Genomic DNA, 20390 nt, shown 5'->3' on the forward strand with positions numbered 1-20390 from the left:
TTACTTGATAAACTCTCTGATAGGCACTTTTTGGAAGTACAAATCTCCATCACCTTCGTAAAGAATACCTATATATTTATTGTCTATTACAGTAAGACAAGAATAGCCCATAGCTGCTTGCTCATACAACAATATTGAAGGTAGTTTATCCCAAGTATTCCCTTCATCATCACTAACTTTGATAGTCATATTTACTCTATCCTTTGCATCATTAGGATTAGAGAAGAATAAATACAGTTTTCCCTTTTTGTCCTTATATGAGATAATACTTGCCATACAATTGGGCTCGGTGAGGGCAGTGCGAGAGGTGTTGTGCTCTATCCACGTTTTGCCCATATCGGCAGTAACGGCTACTGAACGCCCGTGATAATTATCTGAGAGTTCATAATTAGAGCGATTGCGGTCGTCACGCATATTGAGCATTAGTGTACCATCGGAGAGTTCTACCACTTGAGATTCAGTAGTGTGTGATTTGGCTCCCATACCTACGTGCCACGTCTTGCCGTGGTCTTTACTGTAAATAATAGTAGAATGAGGCACTTGGTCTTTATCTTTAAACTGCCCTGCAAACACCAAGGTACCATTACTCATTGAGATACCTCTGCCAGGTCCTTGGAAAAAGAGCCTCCATTCGGGATTTTTGATTTGGGAGGTGATATTGATAGGTTCACTCCACGTTTTACCATCATCTTCACTTTTTACTACTACTATTTGTCCTGTTTCCTCAGGAGTCATTCCACTTTTAGAGCCCCACCAACTCATTGTTTGAGGATCTAAGCCATGTTGCCACAAGCCCATCACCCAAATAGTATTAGTTTGTTCATCTACCAAAACTGCAGGATCTCCTACCCCATTAAGACGATTAGGTTTTCCTCCCCATTCGCCCATATCAATCACTTTTTTCATTGGCTCCCACGTCTGTCCGCCATCAGTACTGCGACTCATTCCCACATCGATATCTTCTTGCAAATCCTTGCAGTTGTTGTAACGATTGTCGTAAACGGCTATCAGCGTACCCTTATTAGTGGTTACAAGCCCTGGTATACGGTAGCATTCTATGCCGTCTTGTTTACGCTGACGAAGAGCAATAGCAAAACGCTGTCCTTCTTTTTTAGCATTATTAAGCGTGAATTTAGCCTCATTAGTGGTGAGTTTTATCTTTGATAAGTAGAGTTTTTGTAAGAGGTCTGGTTTTTGAGTAGTACGGGCAGAAACCCAAACAAAAAGGGTATCATTAGTAGCTTTGAATTTTCCTTGCAGTTTGGTGTTACAACTGAGATTTGAAGTTTTAGCAAAAAGTGTTGCTTGTTCTCTTTTAGCGTTAGCACCTACATAAACAGAGAGTTCAGATAGATTGAGCTTTTTACTTTTAAACTGCAAAGAAATTTCTTTTACCTCTGTCCCTTGTTTTATAGGCAGTACAAATGAGGTAACAGGATTATCTTTATCAGTAGCCAAAGGCATTTGGGCTTGAGTAAAAGTCATTTTCTTTTGGGCATAGCCAAAGATAAGGAAGAATAATGCAATAATGGTAAATAGTTGTTTCATTTGTTAATTTATTGATTTAGAGATTGATTATTAATATTAAAGACTTTGTCAAAGTCTTTAACTTTGACAAAGTTGTGATGTAAATTCATACAATATTATGCCTTTTTCACGTATTGAGTGAGGATAACGATTTGTTGTCCATCAACTTTGCCTTCTATATATTCAGCATTTTCGGGGTCGAGAGTGATTTTGCGCACAACAGTACCTTGTTTAGCTGTCATACTAGTGCCTTTTACTTTTAGGTCTTTGATAAGTACCACGTTATCACCATTAGCGAGTACTGCCCCATTGCTATCTTTGTGAATTACCTTTTCGCTCTCTTCTAAATGGTCGTCGGAAGCTTGGGCAAAAGCCAATTCTTCCTCATCTAAATACATCATATTTAGAAGGTCGAGCGACCAGCCTTCGTTTTTGAGTCTGTTGAGGAGACGCCACGCCATTATCTTTACAGGGCGGTGTTCGCTCCACATACTATCGTTGAGGCAACGCCAATGGTTGCTATCCATCGTTTCGGGATTTTGTATTTGACTAAGGCAAGTACCACATACCAAAAGGCTATCATCTGTACTTTCGTTTCTAGCAGGAGGCACTGTATATACACTTAGGCTTTCAGTAGCTCCACAGAGTTCACAACAATTACCACTACGGGATTTTAGTTCTTGTAACATCTTAATTTAATTTGTCGATTTTCAATTAATCAATGTGCAAATATAAAAGTTTTTCTCTGAACTACACAAATTTATTCTTTTATTAATCTGTCTTTTTCTGAATTATCTACTTGTATTTCATTTGTTTTAGATTGATTATTACCAAACTTATAGATTACAGAAAAATGTACACTACGATTATCGTTGAAGATTCTATTTTCAAATTTATAAGTACTATAATCGACGTTATTTCTTGCTATTGTTGTGTTAAAAGGGTCAGTCAAGTAGATATTTAGATTCAATTTCTGTTGTAAGAACGATAGAGAAGCTCCTAACCGCATTAGGAAAGTGTTCTTAGAGACATACATTTCTTCAACTCCTTTGGTGTTGTACAGCATATTCAAAAACAGTTTATTAGTTTTATCCTCATTCAAGGTTATGGTGAAATTTGATAACAAAGTGCCGTGTATTCCTCTTAAATTCTCATCGGGTAAACTTTCCTCTGCCGATTTAGATTGTTGATAGGATACATTGGCACTACTATAGTTAGATATACAATTAGAAATCTCCCAATTATAAGCCAACTCAGAACCTACACTATAAGTAGTTAATACATTCTTTGGTTGTGTTACTACTACATTGTTATTATTTTCAGTAGAAACTACAAAAGCCCAATTATCAGCTATTTTAGAACCATATAGAGAAAACGATAGGTTTCCTTTATACACATATCCAAACTCTACATTGGTGGTGATATTAGGCAATAAATCTGGATTGCCTATTTCGTAATTATTGGCGTCTTTGTAATTCCTAAAAGGATTCAAATCATATAAACTTGGTCTTGCAATTCGTTGGTTAAAAGAGAGAGCATAAGAATGATTATTATTTGGTTCATAAGAAAGAGATATGGTAGGGAACCAATTGTAATAACGTTTTTCATTGGTAATATTTTGAGTTATTAATGTTTCTTCTGTTTGGGTATGCTCATATCTTATACCAGCACTTAAAAAGAGTTTTTCAGTAAGATTGCAAGAGAGATTCAAATACATTGCCCATAAGCGTTCTTTGTAAAGAAAATCATTGGATTTTGAGGTATCAAAAACATCTAATCCGCCTATTTTATTGTAGAATTTCACTCCGTTATCATTACTAAAATAAGTACCTTTACCACCTAATTCAATTTTTGTATTCAAAAAAGTTGTTTCTAAGTTGGTACCAAAAGCATTGATTTTGAAAGTATAGTCTATATTATTCTTATTTTCAGAAGAACTCTCTAATATTTGTCCATCTCCTCTGTAATTATTAGCTCTGAATACAGAGGTAGAATTATTCGTATTTCTATTATGATTGAAATAAAACTTCAATTGGCTACCCAAAGTATCTAATTTGATATCTAAGTAAGGAGAAAATGAGAGACCTTTATTATTACCCAAAGTATTAGTAGGCAATTGTTGAGTTTTTAATATACTTTGGGCATTATTGTAGAATTTAACCTCAGAATGCCCGTAAGCATTGTTATCCCAGTTGCTGTAATTGAGGTAGAAACCCAAATTAATAGCTTTTACCAACTGATAGTCGGCATTGAGCTGATGACTTAATCCTTTGTCTATTCTTTCAGTATTTTCAACGGACTCTCTTTGCTCATCAGTGAAAAGTAGTTTGTTTTTATTCTCAAAATTCCTATTTTCATCACCATAAAACAAATTGTAATTGAGAATTAGTTTCTCGTTGGAATAATTGAGTGTTAAAGCGTTATTTACACTTGCTTTGGTTCTGAGTATAGAAGTTGAAGAGATATTGGCATCAAAACCTGTATTTAGTTTTTTCTTTAGCTTGATATTAATAAGACCTGTATTTCCTGCTGCATCGTACTTTGCTGATGGGTTAGTAATAATCTCTATTTTGTCGATATTCTCAGACCTCAATGTTTTTAAGTAGTTCTTTAAATCATCTCCTGAAATATTGAGCAGTCTATCGTCTATCATTACTAATACATTGCTTTTCCCGATAATTTTTAATCCGTCGCTGGTGGGGTCAATTCGAGGAATGTTTTTGAGCAATTCATCACTACTGACCCCTGTAGAGAGTAGACTATTCTGTACATTATACACCAACCTATCCGACTTCTTTTCAATTAGTTGTTTCTTTGCTGTGAGGGTTACTTCTGATAACTGATGTGCATTATCAACCATCAGCACCCCTAAGTCTGTATTTTCATTAAGTACTATTGTTTTTTGGTATAGTATTTCACCTAAATATCTTATCACAAGGGTAAAGTTTCCTTTCTTATTTACAGACAATGTAAAATCACCTTTATTCCCGGATAATTCACTTAGGAAAGGGTTCTTGTTTTCATATAAAATTACTTCAGCAAATTCAATAGGGAGCTGGTACATATCAGTGACTTTCCCTTTTATTGACTGAGAAAAGAGAGAATAACTGAATAAGAAAAAGGAATATAGAAGTAAAGGCTTCATAATAGTTTATCGTATATTCTCTGCAAAAATAAAGTTTTTCTTAGAAACTACAAAAAAAAGAGGCACGAGCTTGTAGCTCGTGCCGGCGTGTGATAATTTTTATTATAAAAACTCTACTTTTAAATAACAAATTTTACCTTCTGAATTTAGTTTTGCTGTATCTTTACCTTTAAAGGCAAAGAAAGTACCATCTTTTCGTTTTCCTGAGACAGCCCAATGAGTCTCAAGAGTATTTTCAGCAACTTTAATGGTTTCCCAAAGATGTTTTGTAGTTTTATTCCTTTCAAAGAATTGTTTAAAAAAGGAGATTACTGCAGTTTTCCCTTTCATTTGTGAACCATCGGCACTTAACATTGTAATATCTTCAGAAAACAAAGCTATTAACTTATCAAAGTCTGCTACACTATTTTCTGCATAATCTGACAAATAGAAATACTCATCGAGAACTGTCCAACGTTTAACTTCAAAAGGTAATTCATCAAATATTCTTTCCTCAGTACCGAGCCACATTACAGAGTTTGCCATATCTACAAATTTGAGTTCATCGGCACGGAGGTCGGCTAAGGCTTTTTGCCCCTCAGGAGTGTTGCGGGCTCTGAGAAAATCGTCTTTACTTTCATACCACAATTCACCCATAGCATCAAAGGTAAAAGGGAGGGTTTCTCGCTGTGTAGACGATTTTTCATCAGTAGGTTGAAAAGGAAATGTTTTAGCATAATCCTTTATCAACAGGGCTTCTTTATAGTTTATTACTTTTTGAGAATGTGCTTCCCATAGTTTTATAAATTCTTCTGTGCTAAGATGCTGTTTCTTGCGCACAAACATTATAATCTTAAACATATCAATATAAGTTATCAGAATAATTAAAAGATTGTCTAAAAAATTGTAAGGGATTTTACAAAACGTTTCTACAAAATATATTGTAAAAATACCTAATTATCATTATATTCAACTTTGCCAAAGGTCGTAGCACGGCAAGCTATTAAGACCTTTGGCAAAGTGTAATGGTGTTCATTTACTAATTTGCTAATTTGTTAATTTCCCAATTTCTCTTTACAAAGTCGGCAAGTTCTTTACCTTTGAGGAGACCTTGTGAAAGTCGTGCTAAATCAAAGGCTTGCTTGATAAGGCTTTCTTTTTGAACTTCGTCTTTAGAGTGGAGGATAGCATCGGCTAAAGGAGAATTGCTGTTTACCACTACGTGATACACTTCGGGGAAACCTCCCATAGCGAACATACCACCTCCTCCGGTAGCACTCATTTCCTTCATACGGCGCATAAACTCGGGTTGATTGATAACGAATGGCGTATCATCGCTGTCTAAGTCTTCTAACTGCACCATATAGCCTTCTTTAGGAATTACCTTCTCGATTTCAGCTTTCAGCGTGTTTTTCTCTTCGTCGGAAAGTTTGGCAATAATAGGTTCTTCTTTTTGTATCAGCTTAGCTACAGGAGCAGCATCTACACGAGTGAAAGTAAGTTTCTCATTATCACTTTCTAACTTCTGTATCAAGTGCGATACGATAGGGCTATCCAACAATAACACTTCGTAGCCTTTTTCTTTGGCTTGCTCAATAGCTGTGTATTGCTGTTCTTTATTTTGAGCGTATAACACTACCAAAGTACCATTTTTGTCGGTTTGTTCAGCTTTTATTGCTTCTTTTAGTTCTGCCAAAGTGTAATACTTGCCGTCGGTAGTGGGGTACAACATAAAATCGGCTGCTTTTTCGTAGAATTTATCATCGGTAAGCATACCATATTCGAGCACTATCTTAATGTCGTTCCACTTGTTTTGGAAGTCGTCGCGATTATTAGTAAAGAGTGATTTCAGCTTATCAGCTACCTTACGAGTGATGTAATTAGCAATCTTCTTTACATTACCATCGGATTGGAGGTAAGAACGCGATACGTTTAGCGGAATATCTGGCGAATCTATCACCCCTTTGAGCATTGTTAAGAACTCGGGCACTATACCTTCGACGTTATCGGTAACAAATACTTGGTTTTGATACAACTGTATGCGGTCTTTCTGTAACTGCATATCGTTAGTGAGCTTAGGGAAATAGAGAATACCAGTAAGGTGAAACGGATAATCTACGTTTAGATGAATGTAGAAAAGAGGTTCATCGAACTGCATTGGGTAGAGTTCGTGATAGAACGCCTTATAATCCTCATCTTTCAAATCGGCTGGCTGTTTCGTCCAAGCAGGATTAGGGTTATTTACAATATTATCGACCGTTACATATTCCGTTTTATAGTCGTCAGGGGCATTTTCAGGACGAGGTAACGGCTCTTGTTTTGTACCAAATTTAATTGGGATAGGCATAAAGCGGTTGTACTTGCGCAATAACTCTTCAATACGGAAGTCTTCCAAAAACTCAGTAGAATCATCGGCGATGTGCAAAATAATTTCAGTACCGCGTTCGGTGCGCAAGTCGGTTTCCTCTAAGATAAATTCAGGACTACCGTCGCATACCCAGCGCACAGCTGGAGCATCGGTATAGGATTTGGTGATGATTTCCACTTGTTTGGCTACCATAAAAGCAGAGTAGAAGCCCAATCCAAAATGACCTATCACTCCGGCGTCTTTGGCAGTATCTTTATATTTCTCCAAAAACTCCTCAGCTCCTGAAAAGGCAATTTGGTTGATGTATTTTTCGACCTCTTCAGCGGTCATACCGATACCTTGGTCGATTATATGGAGGGTTTTATTGTCCTTATCGACCTTCACTTCGATGATAGGGTTCCCATATTCTACTTTTGCCTCGCCTATAGTAGTGAGGTGTTTCAGTTTAAGGGTTGCATCGGTAGCGTTGGAGATGAGTTCGCGCAAGAATATCTCGTGATCGCTGTACAAGAATTTTTTAATAAGTGGAAAGATGTTTTCCACAGAGACGTTTATATTTCCTTTCATTTTTATTTAGTTAAGAAGTAAGAGATAAGAGGTAAGACTCGTTTCTCTTAATTTGTTATTTACTAGGGGGAACATAGCGAAAAGAGTACCAAAGTAGGAGAAGGTGACAAAATGGCAGGTACGAGGTCGTACGGTATTTTAATTAGAAAATTAGAAAATTAGAAAATTAAAGAGAGTTTATAGAAAAGACGGTGCGAGACGAACAAAAGACGGTGCGAGCCGCACGGGCAGATAGAAAAAGGACGAAGAAATGACGAACAAAAGACGAAGAAATGACGAACAAAAGACGAACAAAAGACGAACAAAAGACGAACAAAAGACGAACAAAAGACGAACAAAAGACGAACAAAAGACGAACAAATGACGAACAAATGACGAACAAATGACGAACAAATGACGAACAAATGACGAACAAATGACGAACAAATGACGAACAAATGACGAACAAAAGACGAACAAAAGACGAACAAAAGACGAACAAAAGACGAACAAAAGACGAACAAAAGACGAACAAAAGACGAACAAAAGACGAACAAAAGACGGTGCGAGCCGCACGGGCAGATAAACAAATGACGAACAATGAACGAAGAACAAATGGTGATAAAATAAAAGTAAGGTGAAGATATAATATATCAAGTTTTAACTTTACCAAAGTTTGAAATTTTCGCAAAGTGAGGACAAATATCTTGCAAAGTGTTATTCAATAAAGGTTTTTTCCTATCGATGTTGATAAAAAGAGGTTACTTAGTTTTTTTATTCCTGTAAAAATACTGTACCTTTGTCCGCTGAATACAAAACCTTACAGCAGTTACATTATTGAGTTATGTTTTTATTTTTTGATTTTAGCTTTCACCCTACCATAGAACTAGCTTTGCCTAATGCTTATTTAGCCGAAAAACAAAACGGATACGCCTCGTTTTACAAGAAAGCTACCACAGAAGTATTACATAGTTTGACTAACTTTGAACTATCAGAAAGTGAAAAAAAGGCTTTAAGTATCGTAAATAGTCTACAACCTAATATTCTACATCAAAAATACATCAAAAAAGGGAATAGTTTTGAGGAAATATACAAAAATGCCCAAATAAAAAAGCATATTCAGCAACAAATAGAAGAAAAAACAGCTGAATTACTTTCTATTATTGCAGAAAATAGTTTGTTTATCACTACTAACCACAATCACAAAGACGATATCAGTAAGAAAATACTACCCATAAGCACGAATATAATTGAACCTCTATTGGAATTTACAAAAATTGAAGGGGGTATTAGTTATCGGTTGTTGTTACAGAAAGACGATGAAAAATTATTGCCTTGTGAAAGCCATATCGAACTGCTGAACAACTCATACGCTTGGATTGTACTCAAAGGGCAAGTAGTGCGAGTAGCACATATTAAAGCTTCGCACCTAAAACCTTTTTTGAATAAAGAAAGTACCTTTATTCCCGAAAAAACTTTCCCCGAATACTTCGAGAAATTCCTTAAAAAAGTACTTAGAAATGCACAGGTAGAAGCAAAAGGCTTTAAAATTATTACTCAGAATGAATTAAAAGGTAGTGAATTGGATATTTTATACGATTTCTTTGCCAATCATTACAAAATATACATACACTTTGATTACAATGGTTATACTTTTGACAGTAATCAGGCGAAAAACAATCAGTCGAACTTAGAAATAAGCCCCAATAACGATATAAAAATATATAATTACCAACGAAATAAAGAAGAAGAAACAAGAAAGTATCGCCTTTTGGAACAGTTAGGTTTTGTGAACGACGGAGGTACTTTTTCAGTTGAAAGTAAAGACCCTTTTGCTTCGTATTTTCATCTGTTGCACTGCAAAAAAGATTTGGAAGAAGCAGGTTTTGGCTTTCATACTTTTAGCATAGAAGGTGGAAAAGAAATCAGTGAACATCTGCCTGAGCTCATTTTTGCAGAAACAAGTACCGAAAACGATTGGTTTGACCTCAATATAAGAGTAAAACAAGGAGAAAATAGCTTTCATTTTAAAGATTTAATCAAGAATTTAAAAGAAAATAACCCTATTTACTTACTTCCTGATGGAAAAGCCTTCATTATTCCTCAAGAATGGTTTAGTAAGTTTGGTAGTATTGCCAAATATGCACAAATTAGGCAGGAGAAACTGCAAATTAGCAAGAGTAACTATGCACTTTTGGAAGCTGTACCCGAGATAAAACCTCAGAACTTAGTAGAAAAAGTGAGTTATACCCCCTCGCCTAACCTACGAGCTACCTTACGTCCGTATCAAATAGAGGGTGTGAAGTGGCTTTTACAACACTATTACAATGGTGTGGGGGCGTGCCTTGCTGATGATATGGGACTTGGGAAAACACTGCAAACTATTGCCTTATTGGTGGCTATACACGATGCTTTACCCGAAAAAGCGATTGAAACTGGCGACCTTTTTTCAGGGATAGAAAAGAGTAAAGAGGCTCTAAAAGTATTGGTTATTCTGCCTTCATCGCTTATTTTTAATTGGTATGACGAGACTAAAAGGTTTGCCCCACATTTTAAATGCACACAATACGTGGGGACTGACCGAAAAGTAAAAGCCAAACGCTTAGGTAATTACGATGTGGTTTTTACCAGTTATCCGATAGTAGAACGCGATATGGAACTCTTCCAAAAGTACGAATTTAGGTATATCATTTTAGATGAAAGCCAGCGTATTAAAAACAAGAACTCAAAGACATTCAAAGCGATACATACCTTAAAAGCGACTCATCGCATTGCCCTAAGTGGGACACCTATTGAGAACTCACTCAGTGACTTATGGTCGCAGATGCAATTTATCAATCCGAATATACTGAAAAGTTATGCTTCGTTTTACAAGAACTATGAAGTGGAAATCAGCAAAAAGAAAAACACACAAGCCTTAGAGGAGTTAAAGACTATTATCAGTCCGTTTTTACTAAGGCGGACAAAGGAGCAAGTGCTTGACGATTTGCCAGAAATGGAAGAGCAAATTATCTACTGTCCTATGAGTGAAGCCCAACACAAATGGTATGAAACAGAAAAATCGAAAGTGCGTAACCAGCTTTTACAAATTAATGAGCCAATCTCTGAATTTAATACCCTAAATATGTTAATGAGGCTTAGAAAAATAAGCTTACACCCTAAATTAGTAGACAAAGAGAGTAAAATTGCATCAGGAAAGTACGAAGAAGTAATAAATTATATGGAGGAATTGCTACAATCATCTCGAAAAGCACTTATTTTTAGCAGTTTTGTGAGTCATTTAGCACTTTATGAAGAATGGTGTAACAAAAAAGAAATAAAATATGCTAAACTAACAGGCGAAACACCTTCGTTTGATCGCAAGAACCAAGTAGAGATGTTTCAGAACAATCCTAGTATATCGTTCTTTTTCATTTCGCTTAAAGCAGGTGAGGTAGGGTTAAATCTCACGCAGGCATCTTATGTTTTGTTATTAGACCCGTGGTGGAATCCGTTTTCTGAAAAGCAAGCTATTGGGAGGGCTCACCGTATAGGGCAACAAAATAAAGTGAACGTGATACGCTTTGTGAGCAAGGATACCATTGAGGAAAAAATCATCAAATTACAGAAAAGTAAAACAGAACTTTCCGAAAACATTATTGATGAAAATCACATCATTAAGGAAGTAATGGAACAAATTGATAGCTTATTGGAATAATTTTTGTGCAATATTTTATTGTTAATTATCAATTATTTTTTACCTTTGCATTATTATGAAGATTAGATTATTTAAATTACCAAAGAACAAGCGCTTTAACTATACTCCTCGTTACTACGAAGGGAAGGAAGAAGGCAACCCTTTTGAGATGGGCTCCCGCATTCGCAAAGACCGCGAAACCGTAACGAACCACTTCACGGAAGAATGGCGTTCTATCCGTAGTGAGAGTCGCAACCGAAAAAACGCAGGGGTAAACAAAACTTTTTGGATAGTGTTATTAGTATTAATATTGATAACTCTTTACTTCCTTGACTTTGATTTATCAATATTCAGAAGACATTAACAAAGTTACAAGAAAATATGAAAAAAACTATTGCAATTTGTGTACTCATAGCGGTGGCGATAGGATTAGGCTCTTTTTATTGGGTGAAACAGCAACGCGAATACAAAGAAGCAGAGTACAACTACCAAGTAATAAGAAAAGGGCTTTTAATACTCTCAGAGGAATATAATAAAGGCGCTGAGAAAGTGCAATATCTCAAAGAATATGAAGAAACTAAAAACAAAATCGTTAAAGAACATTAACAACATATTGTTACTATGAAAATAAAGAAAATATTAATGCTATCTGCTTTTTGGGTGACCATAGCTATTAACGGACAAACAGCCTTTGAAAAGTTAGAAACCAATAAAGATATTAGCACTGTGGTAGTATCACAGAAGATGTTTCAGATGCTATCAAAAATTGACAGTAAAGATGCGGAAGCTAAAGAGTTTATGGAAGTTGCTAATAAGCTCAAAGGAATGAAGATATTCACGACTGAGAGTAAAACGGCTGCTGGGCTAATGAAAACAGAAGCACAACAGTACCTTAAAACAGCAGGGCTATCAGAATTAATGCGAGTAAAAGACAAAGCTCAAAATGTGAAATTCTACACCAAAGAAGGGAAAGATGCTACCCACGTATCGGAACTGCTAATGCTTGTAGAACCGACCGAGACTTCAAAACAAACTATAGTATTATCGCTCACAGGCGATATAGACCTTAATAAAATAAGCGTATTAACCAAAAATATGAACCTCCCACAAGAGGTTAAAGAAATAAAGTAGCAGGAAAATGGCAAGATATGAATTAATATTCCCTTCATTAGGAGAAAGTGTAACAGAAGCTGTTGTTACCAACTGGCTGAAAAAAGTAGGCGATCCTGTAGAAGCCGAAGAAAGTATTGTGGAAGTATCCACAGATAAAGTAGATACTGAAGTACCTACTGATGTGTCAGGTATATTGGCTGAAATCAAGTTTCAAGTGAATGACGTTGTGAAAGTAGGTGAAGTAATAGCTGTTATTGAGACACAAGAAGAGATTAGTACTTCTGAAGAAAAGCTTGATGTTGTACAACAATCGGTTGCAAGTTTAGAAAAGAACATTGCTAACATACAACAAAGTACCTTAGCTCAGCCGCAAATAGACTTCAGCAAAACAGAGCGTTTCTATTCACCTTTGGTAAAGAATATCGCTAAGAAAGAAGGTATCAGTTTAAGTGAGTTAGACAGCATTAAAGGAACGGGGTTAAACGACCGTGTAACCAAGAGTGATATTCTTGACTATCTATCGCATAGGACACAAGGAAAAGCAAAGTCTTCAGCTACTTTTGATGCTACTCCTGCCGATAAGAGAGTTTATACCAAACGCGGTGAAGAACGAATTGAGATGAGTCGTATGGGTAAACTCATTGCAGAGCATATGCTAAAAAGCAAACTTACTTCAGCACACGTACAAAGTTTTATTGAGGTAGATGTAACCCGTATATGGAAATGGCGCAATAAAGTAAAAAAAGCATTTGAAGAGCGCGAAGGTGAGAAATTCACTTTTACACCTATCTTTATGGAAGTGGTTGCCAAAGCACTTGTTGATTTTCCTATGATGAATGTCTCAGTAGAAGGAGATAGCATTATCAAGAAGAGAAATATTAATATAGGTATGGCTACTGCGCTATCAGACGGTAACCTAATTGTTCCCGTTATAAAAAACGCTGATGAGCTCAGTTTAAGAGGTATGGCAAAAGTAGTAAATGACCTTGCTAATAGAGCTCGTGCTAATGCACTCAAGCCCGATGAAGTGAAAGATGGTACATATACAGTAACCAATATAGGTTCATTTGGCACTTTGTTTGGTACTCCTATTATCAATCAGCCACAAGTAGGTATCTTAGCAATAGGAGCTATCCAAAAAGTTCCTGCTGTAATTGAAACTCCAGAAGGAGACACAATAGGGATTCGTTATAAACTAATGCTTTCTCACAGTTATGACCATCGTGTTGTAAATGGAGCCTTAGGAGGAATGTTTGTACAGCGTGTAGCTAAATATCTTGAAGAGTGGGATATGAATAGAGTACTATAAAATAATTTCAATAATGTGATTATATAGAAAAACGGGAAGTTTTAATTAAACTTCCCGTTTTTATTAGAATATGGTTTTTCTCATAGATGAGTCCTATAAAACTAATCTACATTGTCGTGTAAATAAGAATTGTTTTTTCTTATTTGCATCTCTCCTGCGCTATCTTTCCCCATAGAGGTACGTGATTGATTATTACTTCCAAACTTGTAGTTATAATCTTGCAAACGATTGGAACGAGAGCGTTTCATTACATCAGAGATTCTACTGTCAATAGGGTTCAAAGAAGACTCTATATCCTCTTCTTCTGCAAACATATCTAATTGACCTGAAGAAGGAGAAGTTTTGGACTTAGAATCCTCTTCTTTCTTATAAAGAATAAACTCATTTGAGTTTTTATCTTCTGTAAAAGAGGTTGGCTTTGCTTCTATAAAAGTTCTTTCAAGCTCTGTATAGTCTTCTAAAGTATAACGAATTTCTCCCTCTTGATTTACAATAGGAGGATTCTTCCGGCGTTCTACTTGAGGAGCTTCTTTATGAATATCCTCACTCAATTGGTGAATAATTGGAGCTTCTTTTTGGGGCTCTTCGTGTTTTACTGATGTTGATTGCTGGGTTTGCACTTCAGCTTTTTTTTCAATAGTCTGAAAACTATTCTTTTTAGGAATAGACTTATCTACTATTACAAACTCATCATTTACAGCTGTAACTATTTCACAATCCACCCAAATATTAAATAAATCTGATAGCGAAGATTCTTTCTTTATATCAGAGATTGAGGAAATAGGATAACTGCTACTTATAGCATTAACCACAGTTCCTTTGGGCTCTGTTAAATCACGAGTAGCTGTTTGGTTTTCCTCAAGAATATGGATTACCTTTTTGGTTTCAGCGTTCACTATTTCTTGTTGTTGGTCAGCATCAAAGCCTGTGGCAATCACTATCACAGAAATAGCTTCTCCTAATGATTCATCTTCACCTATCCCATAGATAAGGTCAGCCATATTATCACCTGCTTGCTCTTGAATAAAACTACTTATTTCAGTAACTTCACGTTGAGTTGCTTCTTTTTTACCATAAGTAATCAAAAGAAGAGCATTTTTAGCACCTGCTATCTTATTATCATTTAGTAAAGGAGAGTTTAAAGCAGCTGCTACAGCTTCATAAGCTCTATTATCACCTTCAGCTGAGGCTGAGCCCATAATAGCTGTACCCCCGTTTTCAAGTACGGTACGAGCATCGCGTAAGTCGATATTTACAAGGTAATGCTTACTGATTACCTCAGCCATACCTTTCGCTCCTTTTAATAATATCTCATTCGCCTTTCCATAACTCTCTTTAATACTCAAATCACCGTATATTTCGTTGATTTTATTATTATTGATAACAATAAGAGAATCTACACATTCACGTAGTTTCTTAATACCCGCTTGTGCTTGTCGACTGCGTTTTAAGCCTTCATAATTAAATGGAGTAGTTACAATAGCAACGGTAAGAATACCCATATCTTTAGCTTGCTTAGCTATTACGGGCACTGCTCCTGTTCCTGTTCCACCACCCATACCAGCTGTGATAAACACCATTTGGGTATTCCCCTCCAAAGTACGTTGGATATCCTCAATACTTTCAAGAGCCGCTTTTTCACCAATATCAGGATTGGCTCCTGCTCCTAATCCTTCAGTAAGGGTAACTCCTAATTGAATTTTATTAGGGATAGGGCTGTTTTCCAAAGCTTGTGCATCTGTATTACAGACCACATAATCTACCCCTTTTATACCTTCGTTGTGCATGAAATTCACGGCGTTGCACCCTCCGCCTCCTACGCCAATAACTTTGATATAGTTACTAATATTCTTTGGCAAATCAAATTGAATGTCCGAATTCATATCAAAAAATCATAATTATTTGTTTCTACTTAATCTTCACTATCTAAGAAGTCCTTTAGTTTTTCATTTAATTTACTCCACCAACCTCTACTAGTTTTATGTATCTCTAATTCATCATCTTCATCTTTATCTTGAAAAACATTTATTTTTGGTGAATCTACTATTGTGATAGGTTGTTTTTCAAGTGATGAATCCTGCAAATCTGCTGATAAAGACTCTACTACCACTCCCTTTCCGTTCTCTATTGTTTCTTGAGCTTTTACTTCCTGGAAGCGTTTTTTAAATTGCTCTTCTGCTTCATTTTCAATAGCACTCATTACAAGACCTATAGCCGTAGAGTAAATAGGCGAAGTAAGTTTAGGGTCAGAGTTACCTGCTAAGTGCTCATTAGGATAACCTATGCGGGCATCCATTCCCGTAATATATTCTACTAACTGAACAATATGCTTCAGTTGGCTTCCACCTCCTGTGAGTACTACTCCCGCAAACAGTTTCTTTTTAGTTTCTTCGTGACCGTAATTTTTAATCACGTTAAACACTAAATTGATGATCTCACTTACTCTTGCGTGAATAATTTTAGAAAGGTTTTTAAGTGTTATTTCTTTAGGCTCCTTCCCTTTAATACCAGGAATAGATACTATCTCATTATCTCGGTTCTCTCCTGGCCAAGCTGACCCAAATTCTACTTTCAGCATCTCGGCTTGACGGGTGAGTATTCCACAACCTTCTTTTATATCATCAGTAATAATATTACCTCCTAAAGGCACTACGGCTGTATGGCGGATAATACCATCTTTAAAGATAGCTACATCGGTGGTACCACCTCCTATATCCACTAACACCACTCCTGCATCTTTTTCCTCTTCGCTTAATACAGCTTTAGCAGAGGCAATAGGTTCCAAAGTAAGGCCTATGGGCTTTAGATGTGCCATTTCCACACAACGAGTAATCCCTTTGATAGCGCTTACTTGCCCGATAACTAAGTGAAAAGTAGCATCTAAACGCGTCCCCATCATACCGATAGGTTCTTTAATATCTCCCACATTATCTACTTTATAGTCCTGAGGGAGTGCGTGAATTATCTTTTGTCCTGGTGAAAGTGCTATAGAGAACACCTGTTCTTTCAGGCGTTCCAAATCGTCAAAGTCTATAAGTTGTTCAGGGTCTGTACGGGTAATATAATCGCTATGTGAACGACTTATTATATTTTGTCCTGCGATACCTGCTTCTACGTTCTCAATTTCTAAGCCTGTCTTTTCTTTGGCATCTTGAATAGCATCCATAATAGATTGAGTAGTTTTAGCAATGTTAGTTACTACTCCTTTATTGATGCCTTCACTTTTAGATTGCCCATAACCTAAAATCTGAATCTTCCCGTATTCGTTCTTTGCCCCTACCATAGTTACAATCTTGGTAGTCCCGATATCTAACCCTACGTAATACTTGTTATATTTCATTTTTCACTTAAACAACTATATTTTGATGTATAGCCGATAATTTTTTGTTTAATTCGTTATTAATTAGGTCGCTCTATTCGTGTCTTTACACTTCTTTAGACGTAGCAAAGATATAGAAAAAAAGAAACTTTACAGCATTTTTTATTAATAAGTTATCAACATTTTTATAAACGGCTGATAATCAATGTTAATAATTTACTAAATTTCTGCTTTATTCCCCTCAATTTTAGTCTTTTTCTCTCTGTTTTTATCACTTTTGTGTAATCAATCGCTTACGTGCCCTCTCCAAATCTTCGGGGGTATCAATCCCTATGGTAGGAATATTGGTAAGTGCTAAACGTATTTTAAACCCATTTTCTAAATAACGAAGCTGTTCTAATTTTTCCGTTTCTTCTAATAAGGAAGGAGGTAACTCGGTGAACTGTTGTAATGCTTCTTTGCGATAGGCATAAATACCTATATGCTTGTAATAAGACACCTTGGTGTTAGGGTCGCGAGGAAAGGGAATGATATTCCTCGAAAAATAGAGCGCCTCTCCAAATTTGTTCACTACTACCTTCACATTGTTTGGGTTTGCAATATCATCTGGGTCGGTAATACGCTCCATTAGGCTTGCTACTGCTATGCTTTTAGTAAGGTCTTTAGCAAAAATATCAATTACTTTTTGTAAGTTCTCTTTATCTGTAAAAGGCTCATCTCCTTGTACATTCACAATAATATCTACGTCTAAATCTCTTGAAGCTTCTGCCAAACGGTCACTGCCACTATTGTGTTCTTTTTTACTGCGAATTACTTTGCCTCCTACCTCCCGTATCACTTTTTCTATACGGTCATCATCAGTTACCACATACACTTCGTCAAACAAGCGGGTATCAGCTACACGTTCATAAGTATGTACAATTACAGGCTTGCCACAAAGGTCTTGCATCAGCTTTGCAGGGAAGCGGGTCGCTCCGTAGCGGGCAGGTATCATTGCTATGAGTTTCATCTCTAATTCAGTATAAACAATATTAATAACGTTAGGGGCATTAGCAAATCAGGAAGTATAATCCATACGTTCCCTTTGTTGAAATTGTGTTTTCGCTTCATCTCAGCGATGTGTAACAAGGCTGCTCCTATCAAGAATACACTAAACGGAATAGCCGTTGCCAACCAGAATCCGTCGCGAAACCAATGGCACAATATACCACAAATACCAATCCCCAACGACACAAACCCCAATTCTTTTTGAAAACCATTAGATACCCATCCTATGGTTTTAGCTACTTTCTCACTGAGTACCGAGTGCCCTACAAAGTTAAACAACCCAAAAAAGCCTACTCCATAAACCAAATGAGTGTATAATGCGGTATATACAAAGCTTTCATCGAAAGAAAAAGCATACAGTACAACAGCTAATACCCAACAAATAAAATATACAATAAGATATATCATAGTATTGTAACGATATAAAAGGGACTATCTTTCTCTTGAGTTAGACAGTCCCTTTCTTTATATAATCATTTCTACTTCATTATTCTGCCACTTGGGGTTTCATCTGGAAATCCTCCATAAACTTAGTAGTGTAATTGCCTGCTAAGTAATCGGGGTCGTCCATTAGTTGCAAGTGGAACGGAATCGTGGTTTTCACTCCTTCTACTACAAACTCGTCTAAGGCGCGTTTCATCTTGGCAATTGCTTCCTCACGGGTTTGCGCTGTAGTGATGAGTTTCGCAATCATCGAGTCGTAATTAGGCGGAATTACATAACCACTGTACACGTGAGTATCGAGGCGCACTCCGTGACCTCCTGGGGCGTGCAAGGTGGTAATCTTACCTGGCGACGGACGGAAGTCGTTATAAGGGTCTTCCGCATTGATGCGACACTCTATGGCGTGTAGTTTAGGCGTGTAGTTCTTACCTGAGATAGGCACTCCGGCAGCTACCAATATCTGCTCGCGAATAAGGTCGTAGTCTATCACCTGTTCAGTGATAGGGTGCTCTACTTGTATACGAGTATTCATCTCCATAAAGTAGAAATTGCGGTCTTTGTCTACCAAGAACTCTACCGTTCCTGCCCCTTCATATTTAATAAACTCAGCAGCTTTCACTGCAGCTTCTCCCATACGCTTGCGAAGGTCGTCCGTCATAAAAGGCGACGGCGTTTCTTCGGTAAGTTTCTGGTGGCGACGCTGTATCGAGCAATCGCGTTCTGAAAGGTGACAAGCCTTGCCGTATTGGTCGCCTACGATTTGTATCTCAATGTGACGAGGGTCTACAATCAGCTTTTCCATATACATCGCATCGTTACCAAAGGCAGCTCCTGCTTCTTGCATCGCGCTGTTGAGGGCTTTCTCGAGGTCTTCCTCTTTCCATACATCGCGCATACCGCGACCTCCCCCACCGGCAGTAGCTTTCAGCATCACAGGGTAGCCTATTTCAGCAGCTATCTTTTTAGCGTGCTCCAACGATTCTACGAGCCCGTCAGAACCTGGTACGGTAGGCACTCCTGCAGCTTTCATAGTCGCTTTAGCTGATGCCTTATCACCCATTTTTTCAATCATTTCAGGCGATGCGCCTATAAACTTAATGCCGTGTTCTGCACAAATCTTCGAGAATTTCGCATTTTCCGAAAGAAATCCGTAGCCTGGGTGTATGGCATCGGCATTGGTAATTTCGGCAGCGGCTATAATATTAGGTATTTTTAAGTATGAATCTTTGCTGGGTGGAGGACCTATACACACAGCTTCATCGGCAAAGCGCACGTGTAAGCTGTCAGCATCGGCAGTAGAATATACGGCTACCGATTTGATACCCATTTCGCGACACGTACGTATCACGCGTAAGGCTATTTCTCCACGGTTGGCTATCAATATTTTTTTAAACATAATTGTTTGGTTTATGAAGGATCCACTAAATACAATGGCTGGTCAAATTCTACAGGTGAAGAATCATCAACCAATATTTTAACTATCTTACCAGAAACTTCTGATTCTATTTCGTTGAAGAGTTTCATCGCCTCAATAATGCAAATCACACTACCTTTGGCTATGGTAGAACCTACTTCCACAAATAGCGGTTTGTCTGGACCAGGACGACGATAAAAAGTACCAATCATCGGCGATTTGATAGTAATGTATTTGCTATCGTCATCGGCAGGTGTTGCTGGTTTGCTGTCAGCAGGTTCAGCTGTAGGAAGTTGTTGTACAGGTACTTGCTGTTGCAAAGGCAATTGCGGTAGCTGTTGTGCTACGGGCAATTGTTGTACAAACACTTGCTCTTTGCCACTTTCATCAGGGTTCGTTTTAATGGTGATTTTTACATCTTCCATTTCCAATTTCACTTCGCTTGCCCCCGACTTGGCAACAAACTTAATTAAATTTTGAATGTCTCTTAAATCCATACGTGT

17 protein-coding genes are annotated in these 20390 nt (G+C 37.1%); 6 read left to right on the top strand and 11 right to left on the bottom strand.

What is annotated here, in order from left to right; translation table 11 throughout:
- The 5 genes from AM608_RS03550 to htpG form a co-directional block, all read right to left on the bottom strand.
- Entirely contained in the window at window positions 1-1548 is a 1548-nt protein-coding gene (locus AM608_RS03550; protein WP_053580793.1) for an exo-alpha-sialidase, read from the bottom strand.
- Window positions 1549-1643: 95 nt separating this feature from the next.
- Window positions 1644-2216, bottom strand: coding sequence for an alkylphosphonate utilization protein (locus AM608_RS03555; RefSeq protein ID WP_009421356.1), 573 nt, complete (start codon window positions 2214-2216; stop codon window positions 1644-1646).
- Between the two features lie 71 nt (window positions 2217-2287).
- Complete coding sequence (locus AM608_RS03560; RefSeq protein ID WP_053580794.1) at window positions 2288-4672, bottom strand: outer membrane beta-barrel family protein; 2385 nt, start codon at window positions 4670-4672, stop codon at window positions 2288-2290.
- Window positions 4673-4774: 102 nt separating this feature from the next.
- On the bottom strand, window positions 4775-5512 hold the full coding sequence (locus AM608_RS03565; protein WP_053580795.1) for an EthD domain-containing protein: 738 nt from the start codon (window positions 5510-5512) through the stop codon (window positions 4775-4777).
- A gap of 178 nt (window positions 5513-5690) precedes the next feature.
- Complete coding sequence (htpG, locus tag AM608_RS03570) at window positions 5691-7586, bottom strand: molecular chaperone HtpG (protein WP_053580796.1); 1896 nt, start codon at window positions 7584-7586, stop codon at window positions 5691-5693.
- A gap of 437 nt (window positions 7587-8023) precedes the next feature.
- Between htpG and AM608_RS12015 the strand changes: the two genes are divergently transcribed.
- The 6 genes from AM608_RS12015 to AM608_RS03595 all read left to right on the top strand — a co-directional run bounded on the left by AM608_RS12015 (window position 8024) and on the right by AM608_RS03595 (window position 13663).
- Window positions 8024-8206, top strand: a complete 183-nt coding sequence (locus tag AM608_RS12015) for a hypothetical protein (protein WP_157466239.1) — start codon at window positions 8024-8026, stop codon at window positions 8204-8206.
- A gap of 203 nt (window positions 8207-8409) precedes the next feature.
- Window positions 8410-11262, top strand: a complete 2853-nt coding sequence (locus AM608_RS03575) for a DEAD/DEAH box helicase (protein WP_053580797.1) — start codon at window positions 8410-8412, stop codon at window positions 11260-11262.
- A 55-nt stretch (window positions 11263-11317) separates the two neighbouring features.
- Complete coding sequence (locus tag AM608_RS03580) at window positions 11318-11605, top strand: hypothetical protein (RefSeq protein ID WP_002672706.1); 288 nt, start codon at window positions 11318-11320, stop codon at window positions 11603-11605.
- Between the two features lie 17 nt (window positions 11606-11622).
- Window positions 11623-11847 carry a hypothetical protein gene (locus tag AM608_RS03585; protein WP_009419794.1) on the top strand — a complete coding sequence of 75 codons (225 nt, stop codon included), beginning with the start codon at window positions 11623-11625 and terminating at the stop codon, window positions 11845-11847.
- A 15-nt stretch (window positions 11848-11862) separates the two neighbouring features.
- Complete coding sequence (locus AM608_RS03590) at window positions 11863-12372, top strand: DUF4252 domain-containing protein (protein ID WP_053580798.1); 510 nt, start codon at window positions 11863-11865, stop codon at window positions 12370-12372.
- A 7-nt stretch (window positions 12373-12379) separates the two neighbouring features.
- Window positions 12380-13663 carry a dihydrolipoamide acetyltransferase family protein gene (locus tag AM608_RS03595; RefSeq protein ID WP_053580799.1) on the top strand — a complete coding sequence of 428 codons (1284 nt, stop codon included), beginning with the start codon at window positions 12380-12382 and terminating at the stop codon, window positions 13661-13663.
- Window positions 13664-13764: 101 nt separating this feature from the next.
- Here AM608_RS03595 and ftsZ read toward each other — a convergent pair whose 3' ends face one another.
- From ftsZ to accB, 6 genes are all read right to left on the bottom strand, one after another.
- Window positions 13765-15546: a cell division protein FtsZ gene (ftsZ, locus tag AM608_RS03600; protein WP_053580800.1), complete on the bottom strand. Its 1782-nt coding sequence runs from the start codon at window positions 15544-15546 to the stop codon at window positions 13765-13767.
- Window positions 15547-15575: 29 nt separating this feature from the next.
- Window positions 15576-17003 carry a cell division protein FtsA gene (gene ftsA, locus AM608_RS03605; protein WP_053580801.1) on the bottom strand — a complete coding sequence of 476 codons (1428 nt, stop codon included), beginning with the start codon at window positions 17001-17003 and terminating at the stop codon, window positions 15576-15578.
- A gap of 250 nt (window positions 17004-17253) precedes the next feature.
- A complete protein-coding gene (kdsB, locus tag AM608_RS03610) occupies window positions 17254-17991 on the bottom strand; it encodes a 3-deoxy-manno-octulosonate cytidylyltransferase (protein WP_053580802.1) in 738 nt (245 codons plus the stop codon).
- A gap of 2 nt (window positions 17992-17993) precedes the next feature.
- Window positions 17994-18437: a DUF6790 family protein gene (locus AM608_RS03615; RefSeq protein WP_009417888.1), complete on the bottom strand. Its 444-nt coding sequence runs from the start codon at window positions 18435-18437 to the stop codon at window positions 17994-17996.
- Window positions 18438-18516: 79 nt separating this feature from the next.
- Window positions 18517-19869 carry an acetyl-CoA carboxylase biotin carboxylase subunit gene (gene accC, locus AM608_RS03620; protein WP_009419788.1) on the bottom strand — a complete coding sequence of 451 codons (1353 nt, stop codon included), beginning with the start codon at window positions 19867-19869 and terminating at the stop codon, window positions 18517-18519.
- Window positions 19870-19880: 11 nt separating this feature from the next.
- Window positions 19881-20384, bottom strand: a complete 504-nt coding sequence (accB, locus tag AM608_RS03625; protein ID WP_002672720.1) for an acetyl-CoA carboxylase biotin carboxyl carrier protein — start codon at window positions 20382-20384, stop codon at window positions 19881-19883.
- Between the last annotated feature and the right edge of the window lie 6 nt (window positions 20385-20390).

Source organism: Capnocytophaga sp. oral taxon 323 (assembly GCF_001278825.1).
GTDB lineage: Bacteria > Bacteroidota > Bacteroidia > Flavobacteriales > Flavobacteriaceae > Capnocytophaga > Capnocytophaga ochracea.

Excerpts from the sequence above, each read along its gene's own strand:
- AM608_RS03550 (WP_053580793.1), bottom strand. The coding sequence starts at position 1,548 with ATGAAACAACTATTTACCATTATTGCATTATTCTTCCTTATCTTTGGC.
- AM608_RS03555 (WP_009421356.1), bottom strand. The coding sequence starts at position 2,216 with ATGTTACAAGAACTAAAATCCCGTAGTGGTAATTGTTGTGAACTCTGT.
- AM608_RS03560 (WP_053580794.1), bottom strand. The coding sequence starts at position 4,672 with ATGAAGCCTTTACTTCTATATTCCTTTTTCTTATTCAGTTATTCTCTC.
- AM608_RS03565 (WP_053580795.1), bottom strand. The coding sequence starts at position 5,512 with ATGTTTAAGATTATAATGTTTGTGCGCAAGAAACAGCATCTTAGCACA.
- htpG (WP_053580796.1), bottom strand. The coding sequence starts at position 7,586 with ATGAAAGGAAATATAAACGTCTCTGTGGAAAACATCTTTCCACTTATT.
- AM608_RS12015 (WP_157466239.1), top strand. The coding sequence starts at position 8,024 with ATGACGAACAAAAGACGAACAAAAGACGAACAAAAGACGAACAAAAGA.
- AM608_RS03575 (WP_053580797.1), top strand. The coding sequence starts at position 8,410 with ATGTTTTTATTTTTTGATTTTAGCTTTCACCCTACCATAGAACTAGCT.
- AM608_RS03580 (WP_002672706.1), top strand. The coding sequence starts at position 11,318 with ATGAAGATTAGATTATTTAAATTACCAAAGAACAAGCGCTTTAACTAT.
- AM608_RS03585 (WP_009419794.1), top strand. The coding sequence starts at position 11,623 with ATGAAAAAAACTATTGCAATTTGTGTACTCATAGCGGTGGCGATAGGA.
- AM608_RS03590 (WP_053580798.1), top strand. The coding sequence starts at position 11,863 with ATGAAAATAAAGAAAATATTAATGCTATCTGCTTTTTGGGTGACCATA.
- AM608_RS03595 (WP_053580799.1), top strand. The coding sequence starts at position 12,380 with ATGGCAAGATATGAATTAATATTCCCTTCATTAGGAGAAAGTGTAACA.
- ftsZ (WP_053580800.1), bottom strand. The coding sequence starts at position 15,546 with ATGAATTCGGACATTCAATTTGATTTGCCAAAGAATATTAGTAACTAT.
- ftsA (WP_053580801.1), bottom strand. The coding sequence starts at position 17,003 with ATGAAATATAACAAGTATTACGTAGGGTTAGATATCGGGACTACCAAG.
- kdsB (WP_053580802.1), bottom strand. The coding sequence starts at position 17,991 with ATGAAACTCATAGCAATGATACCTGCCCGCTACGGAGCGACCCGCTTC.
- AM608_RS03615 (WP_009417888.1), bottom strand. The coding sequence starts at position 18,437 with ATGATATATCTTATTGTATATTTTATTTGTTGGGTATTAGCTGTTGTA.
- accC (WP_009419788.1), bottom strand. The coding sequence starts at position 19,869 with ATGTTTAAAAAAATATTGATAGCCAACCGTGGAGAAATAGCCTTACGC.
- accB (WP_002672720.1), bottom strand. The coding sequence starts at position 20,384 with ATGGATTTAAGAGACATTCAAAATTTAATTAAGTTTGTTGCCAAGTCG.